This window comes from Gammaproteobacteria bacterium (assembly GCA_016765075.1).
Classification (GTDB): Bacteria; Pseudomonadota; Gammaproteobacteria.
In genome coordinates this window covers 1-6,338 of the sequence record JAESQP010000140.1, presented here as the reverse complement: position 1 = coordinate 6,338, position 6,338 = coordinate 1, and the positions used below count along the sequence as shown (strand labels likewise).

The window sequence follows — 6,338 nt, the reverse complement described above, 5'->3', positions numbered from 1 at the left end:
TAGAGCAAGTCGTACGTCTCATACGCTCGAAAGGCGTCGGAGTTTATTTTGTTACTCAGAACCCCTTAGATATACCAGACACTGTGCTCGCTCAATTAGGTAACCGCGTACAACATGCACTACGTGCCTTTACCCCGCGTGATCAAAAGGCTGTACGTGCTATTGCTGAAACATTCCGTCAAAATCCTGCATTTTCAGCGAAAACAGTCATTACCGAACTAGGCGTTGGCGAGGCACTGGTCTCCACCTTACAAAAAAAAGGCGTGCCTAGCGTTGTCGAGCGCACACTAATACGGCCACCCTCTTCACGTCTTGGCCCAGCCACCGATGCAGAACAAAAAGAGGCAATAAAAAATAGCCCTATTCTTGGCAAGTATGACAAAGCAATAGACCGCGAATCAGCCTATGAAGTATTAAAAAAACGTGCTGCGCAAGCTGTTGAAGATAACGATACTGAAACCAGCAGTAAGAGTAAAAACTCAAAAACCAAAAAACCCTCCCGCAAACGTCAAAGTGCCACCGAAGCCTTTTTTAAAAGTGCCGCACGCAGTATAGGCACGGCATTAGGCAGTAAAATGGTACGCGGCTTATTGGGTTCTTTGATTAAGAAAGCTCTAAAATAATATGACACAGAAAAAGATCACGACATTAGTCGCCATTGTTATTTTAATTGTTTGGGGGTTGGTTTTTGGCTTTCCTGAATCTGACGACACCACTCAAGCGGACAATACTAAACAAACGATAAACAATAACTCAAATATATCAGCCACAGAAAGTACAAGTGCCTATGATGACAAGCAACTCATCCAGAGTTTCAAACAAAAACGCTCCAAGGTCTGGATGCAAATTAGTATGGAAGTGACGCGACTCTTGGCAGATGATAACGAAGGTTCTCGTCATCAAAAATTTATAGCAAAGACCAGCAGCGGTCATACCGTGCTGGTATCACACAACATCGACCTTGCCGACCGTGTTCCAGTGTCACGCGGTGACGAAATCACCCTGCGTGGTCGCTACGAATGGACTGATCGTGGTGGCGTACTACACTGGACACATCATGACCCACGCGGCAGAATAGAAGGTGGTTGGATTAAACTTGATGGCCAATTCTACCGTTAAGCGACAATTTAAAGTGATAGAGATTTAGACATGGCGTTATCAAATACCATTACCGGTAGCGGTATCTTGATACGTCTGATTTTTGCCTGCATTTTGGTCTTCGCAAGCTACAATCCCTCCGGTTATTCCTTTTATCACCTTGTTAAAGATTACCCAAATCAGGCTGTCGCCCTACCTTTGTTGGCATTTTTAGGTATCGTTTTGCTGATTGGTTGGGTGGTCTATCTCCGGGCTGCCGGTCGTTCTTTAGGCCTGATCGGTATTATTCTCGCCGTTGCCTTTTTCGGCACGCTGGTTTGGCTGGCGATTTATTATGATATTCTCTCTTTAGATAAACCTGACATACTTATCTATGTCATCGAATTAGTCATTTGTGCCGTATTGACTGTCGGCATTTCATGGTCACACATCCGCCGCCGTCTTACTGGGCAACTCGACACTGATGATGTGGAACAATAACTAAAAAAGAAACCTTATGAAAAAACAAAACACTTATATCGGCATTAATAAAGATGCTCAGGGCGGCATGACCGCTATCGGAAAGATGATTCGTGATGCCTGGGTATTTAGTCTAATTGAAGAAACGGAAACCTGTGAAGGCTGGATCTTAGTCAGAATTGATGCCTTATTAGATCAGGTGAATGCCGAGTGGGATAAATATGGATGCTTAGCGAGTCACTTACCAAAAGAGCTGTTTGAACGTCATCAAAAAATCCACAATGCAGCCATTATAAAAGCTAAGGCTGCTGGCTGGAGCGGTGAAGTTGAAACGGAGGACGAACCATAAATTGCTTGTACAGTAAGACAATCTTTAGTGTGTGAATCAATCTGTTACAAGACAAATACATATTACCCTAATCCCCGGATAGAAACGCGCGATCCGGGGATTAGGGTATTACATAGTCTTTGACTTAACCCATTAATTACGCAATAATGCGCAGCCAAACGCGCCCGTAGCTCAGCTGGATAGAGTACCTGGCTACGAACCAGGCGGTCGGGAGTTCGAATCTCTCCGGGCGCACCAAATCATAGAAACCTGCCTTATGCAGGTTTTTTTGGTTTAGTTGACGTGGAATTTAATGGCAACTCAACCGTTCTACAACTTGATGTTTTTATCAAGTTGAACGTCAGAGTTTACGACAACGGCTCCAAAGAACTGAGCATAGCGAATTATCACTTCTGGAGATCCAAATTTATCAAAGGCTTACAAAATCTCTGCTAGTCTTTCAATCACAATCGTAGCGTTTTTAGTTGCGATTTCGAGACCCCGCTCAATTCGTTGTGCGACCTCAGTGGCCGGACTTATCGGCCGGTCGAAATTGTTACAGCCAAAACGTTGGTCGTTGGTGGCGCCAACGCCACCAACGTATTATTTATGCCAAAAATTCTACCATCTAGCAAATATTAATCTACTATCAGATTACCAGTAGCCAACAAACTATCAACAATTTGTTGATCACTAAGCGAACCACCAGCCGTTAAATCAACACCACTTAACGTGATGTTTTGGCTTGCCTCAAAGGTACCACTACCATCAGTATCAATACTAATGACAGTGTTACTACCATTTTGTTGAAAATTAAGATAGTCAGTGAGGTCACTGCTCTCTTCACCCTGCAATAAATCTGCTAGGTTAAGTGTGTCACCCCCGACACCAACCGTGAAATCAGTAATGACGTCATTAGCTGGGGCACCTGTCGTACCCTGGTCACCATTACGCCAGACGAAAGTATCGTCTTCACTACCACCGGTAAGCGTGTCATCACCCTGACCGCCATAAATGAAGTCTATTCCAGCACCACCGACCAAAGAATCATCCCCATCCAATCCAAATAACTGGTCATCACCGGCAAGTCCATCTAGCGTATCGTTAGTTGCATCGCCACCCACCAGTCTGTCATTGCCTGTTGTGGCTGCATCTTGGCCATCCAGCGTATTATCGCCATTACTATCAAGTGAAATAAAGTCAGGCACACTATCATTATCACTATCTACTGGGGTTAAACCAGAACCATAGGCATCATCTAGCCCATCATTGTTGGCATCAATACCACTTGGTGCTACATAGCTGCTGCTGATTAGTTGCGCTTCGACGTTATCGAGAATGCCATCGTTATCGCTGTCAACATCAAGGCTATTGATGATACCGTCGCCATCGGCATCGTTGCTAAGTCCACTGCCAGCAATATCAAAACGGTAATCTACGCCGTTAACACCACCAACACCAACACCACCAACACCACTGCCAGTGATGCCCTGTACAACAAATCCAGGGACACCATTACCATTACTAATATCAACGACTGTCACTGTCAAATTTACAAGTGTGGTAACAGGTCGGAATATAGTATCTTCCACACCACCATTCAATGGCGTTTGTAAATTAGCAACAATGGTATCTGTGCCACTACCATCAGAGTTAACAAATGTAAGATCAAAAAACTCATTCGGAGCATCATTATTAATATCACCACGTGCAAACACGTTATTAATGGTTACTGTTGACCCTATCGCCACACCAAACGACGATAAATTAATTGTCTGAGTGGCAGTGCCGCTGCCATCTGGTGGAATATTGGAATTGGTCGTCGTCGTAGTGAATGGTGATACCACCAAAAATGCATCTTCGTCCGTGTCGATAATACCGTCATTGTCATCATCGATATCAACCGCATCAATAATGCCATCATTATCGCTATCAGCACCGCGAACAACCGTCAGGGTAATGGTACCGCTGGTTTGATCACCGTCATTGTCAACTGAAATATAATCAATAACTTCTTCTATAGAAGTATTTAGCGGCAGGTTTTGGTCTGCTGAGTAGGTATACTCACCTGTAGTAAAATCAAAATTCAGATTGCCCGAATTGCTGGTTGTTACGTCTAACATCGGGCCTGAGATAACTGGAGTGCCATTGTTGGGTGTGATCGTATCCGTGGTCGGATTATAGTCATAGGTGATTCCATCAATAGTGATCGACATGGTCACCCCACCATCAGCACCAAACGCGTTGTTTAATGATCCGAACAAGTTACCGCTGGCGGTTGAATCTATTGTCGATATCAGTGTATCAGCCAAGACGCTGGCGTCAGCAACAACCACGCCATCGCGCTCAGTATCATCGATGCCGTTATACGCCAGCGGATCCAGAGGACCTTGGCTAGCCCCAACGAAACCGGCAGCAAAAGCATCTATATCATTCGCTACCAGAAAATCCGTATAGGCAGTAATTTCAGCGCCGGTCAGACCATTTGTCCCTTCAGAGCCACCTCCTGTCTGCGGCTCACCGTCGGAAAGAAAATAAGACACATTAGTCACTGTCGGGTCACTGTCATCAAGTGCACCAGAAGCTGAAAAAGCAGACTGAAACCCGGCTACGGCTACATCATAATTAGTACCACCACCTACAGTAAAGATCGCATCTCTCTGAGCCGCACTACCATCACCAATTAACGCCAGCGCTTCTGCAGCAGTGACCCAGGTTACTAGTGAGCTTGACCCGGTGCTAAATGCTGTAAATTGAACCCGCACCTCACCAAGGTTTGTGTAAGCTTGAATAACATCACGCACAGCTTGCAGCTCTAACTGCAAAATCTCAACGTTGACTGTACCACCATTACCATCATCTACTGGAGCCGTACCGCCTGTACTACCCGAGATATCAATAATAAAACTAAGATTGGTATTTGATGGCGGGATAATCAAAGACACATCCAGGTTACCACTTATAGGACTGTCATCTTCAACCGTAACGTTGATAACATCATCAGTTGAATTTGTCCCGTCACTAACGCTGATACCAACGTCAAAATCTAAAAGGTTCTCACCACTAGCGGTCGGATGATCCAGTGGCCCAAGTAATGTCACCTGATAGCCACCATTGTCATCAATGTCTAAACGAATAACATCGCTACCACCGGCAGAACCTGTAAGCGTCTGATCACTATTGCTGAGCGCGAAAGTTACAGCCTGACCACCAGAGGTAAGACCAGTAGGTGTTGAATCAGTAAATGTTGCTGTTAGTACGCTACTGTCAACATCCGTAGCACTATAGCTACCAGTAAACGTACTACTATCAGTACTGTCTGTAGGGTTGCCAACAACATCTGCTATACCTGCAGCTAAACCTTCCTCTGACACAACAGCGGAATCTACAGAAACAATTACCGGCGCATCATTAATTGCATTAATAGTAACGGTAAGAGTGGCTGTATCAAAACCGCCCTGTCCATCAGAAATTGTGTAAGTAACGGTATCTGTACCGTTAAAATCAGGATTTGGTGTGTAAGTAATAGTGCCGTTTGTGTTGACTATAGCAACACCATTAGTACCGTCAGTGACCTGAGTAACTTGTAGCATATCACCATCAGCATCACTGTCATTAGGTAATACAGCCACTGTCACAGCAGTATCTTCATTTGTGTTAGCGCTATCATCAATAGCAACAGGTGGATCATTGACGGAATTAACAGTCACATTTACCGTTGCCATCTCTGTATTACCAGCAGCAGTTGTTACTGTATAAGTATAAGTATCGTTACCATTAAAATCAGAGTTAGGCGTATAAGTCACTTCGCCATTACTGCCTATTGTGACAGTACCATTAGCACCATTGGTGACACCTGTGACCATTGCATTCGGGCCGAAGCTATCATTATTTAATACATTGATAGTGCTCGCTATATCCTCATCCGTAGTCTGACTATCATCTACTGCGTCAGCTACTGCATTAATACTAATGTTAACTGTTGCGGTATCAGTAGCACCATTACCATCGGTAATTTGATAGGTAAAACTATCAGTGCCATTGAAATCTTCATTCGGTATATACTCAAAAGTACCATCAGCATTAAGTGTTAGTAGACCATTAGCAGGGCCACTGACTGGTGTAGAATTAACCGTTAAGCCATCACCATCCGCATCACTGTCTATTCCACTGCCATTATCTGCAAGCACATTGCCAAGAAGAGTGACATCTTCGTCAACAGTAAAGTTATCATTGATTGCAACCGGCCCATCATTGGCACCATTAATCGTGATCGTTAACGTCGTGCTGCTGGTATCTCCATCCGCATCCGTGATGGTATAGGTGAATTCATCGCTCCTGTTTGATTTATTCTGTTGAGAATGTTACGTGCTCGAATGGTTAATTCTTGAGGGTTGAAAGGTTTTGTTAGGTAATCATCAGCACCAATTTCTAAGCCGAGTACTTTGTCGAT

The 6,338-nt window shown here is 44.3% G+C and carries 5 protein-coding genes and 1 tRNA gene; 5 read left to right on the top strand and 1 reads right to left on the bottom strand.

What is annotated here, in order from left to right:
- The 5 genes from JKY90_08520 to JKY90_08500 form a co-directional block, all read left to right on the top strand.
- Nucleotides 1-623 (top strand): DUF853 family protein (locus tag JKY90_08520; GenBank protein MBL4852302.1); only part of this gene is annotated, 623 nt, incomplete at its 5' end.
- Nucleotide 624: 1 nt separating this feature from the next.
- Nucleotides 625-1,119, top strand: a complete 495-nt coding sequence (locus JKY90_08515; GenBank protein MBL4852301.1) for a DUF3465 domain-containing protein — start codon at nucleotides 625-627, stop codon at nucleotides 1,117-1,119.
- 30 nt (nucleotides 1,120-1,149) lie between these two features.
- Nucleotides 1,150-1,578, top strand: a complete 429-nt coding sequence (locus JKY90_08510; GenBank protein MBL4852300.1) for a hypothetical protein — start codon at nucleotides 1,150-1,152, stop codon at nucleotides 1,576-1,578.
- A 16-nt stretch (nucleotides 1,579-1,594) separates the two neighbouring features.
- Entirely contained in the window at nucleotides 1,595-1,906 is a 312-nt protein-coding gene (locus tag JKY90_08505) for a hypothetical protein (GenBank protein MBL4852299.1), read from the top strand.
- Nucleotides 1,907-2,066: 160 nt separating this feature from the next.
- A tRNA-Arg gene (locus JKY90_08500) sits at nucleotides 2,067-2,143 on the top strand.
- A 380-nt stretch (nucleotides 2,144-2,523) separates the two neighbouring features.
- Here the strand turns inward: JKY90_08500 and JKY90_08495 are convergent.
- Nucleotides 2,524-6,075 carry a tandem-95 repeat protein gene (locus JKY90_08495; GenBank protein ID MBL4852298.1) on the bottom strand — a complete coding sequence of 1,184 codons (3,552 nt, stop codon included), beginning with the start codon at nucleotides 6,073-6,075 and terminating at the stop codon, nucleotides 2,524-2,526.
- Between the last annotated feature and the right edge of the window lie 263 nt (nucleotides 6,076-6,338).